This window comes from Rhizobium sp. TRM95796 (assembly GCF_025779995.1).
Taxonomy (GTDB): domain Bacteria; phylum Pseudomonadota; class Alphaproteobacteria; order Rhizobiales; family Rhizobiaceae; genus Rhizobium_E.
In genome coordinates, this window is sequence record NZ_JAOXHE010000034.1 from 1 (window position 1) to 1,000 (window position 1,000).

Below are 1,000 nucleotides of genomic sequence, written 5' to 3' on the forward strand. Positions count from 1 at the left end.
AACTGGCCGCGCTCGGCGCCACCGATCTCGACGCCCTCGACGCCGTCGGCGTCGACGTCCTCGACATGACCGGCAATTTCGCCACGCTGACGCTGGCCCAGGCCCAGAGCGTGGCGTATCGCGGCATCGCCTTCGCCGAGAACGACGCGATCACGGTCGCCCTGTCGGCCGCCGAACTCGCCGCGCTCGACGGCGACGATCTCGAGGATCTCGACGAGGTCGGCGCGAATGTGCTCGACCTGAGCGACGACGCCGGATCGGTGACCCTGGCCCAGGCGGTCAGGCTCTCCGCTGCGGATATCGCCTTCGCCAGCGGCGACACGATCACGCTCGCCGACACGGGCTCCCGTCTCGCCGGCCTGACCAGCGTCCAGATCGGTGATCTGAAGGATCTCGGCGTCGCCACGCTCGACGCCTCCGACGACGCCGTTTACCTGTCGCTCGCCCAGCTTGCAGATCTGAAATCGGCCTCGATCGGCCTGGCGGCCGGCGACGTCGTCACCCTGTCCGACGACGCCGCGGCTCTCTCGGCGCTCGACGCCGACGGGGCGGCCCTGATCGCCGACATGGGCGTCGATGCGATCGCCGTTTCCGACGCCGGCGCCGTCAGCCTCGACGCGGCCGCAGCCCTGGCGCTGTCGACCGTTCCCGGCCTCGCCGTCTCCGGCGCGGCGTCGGTCACCGTGACTGGAACCAGTGACGTGATCACCGATTTCGACGAAGACGACATCTCCGCCCTCGCCGCCTTCGGCGTCACCGCCATCGACGCGACGGACGACGCCGTGACGGTCACGCTCGCCCAGGCCCAGGCCGTCGCGAGCGCCGGCGTCGCCTTTGCAGGGGGCGACGTGGTGACGGCCACCCTCACTTTGGCCGAGGCCAAGGCTCTGGAGAGCGCGACCAGCGATGCGCTGGACGCCGCCGGCGTCGACATCCTCCGGCTCGAGGCCGCGCCGGCCGACATCAAGGCGCTGACCACGACCGAAATCGCCGCGCTGGG

At 71.1% G+C, this 1,000-nt stretch carries 1 protein-coding gene; it reads left to right on the forward strand.

Annotation, left to right across the window (positions count from 1 at the left end):
- Positions 1-1,000 (forward strand): hypothetical protein (locus OCK01_RS26390; RefSeq protein ID WP_412179075.1); only part of this gene is annotated, 1,000 nt, incomplete at both ends.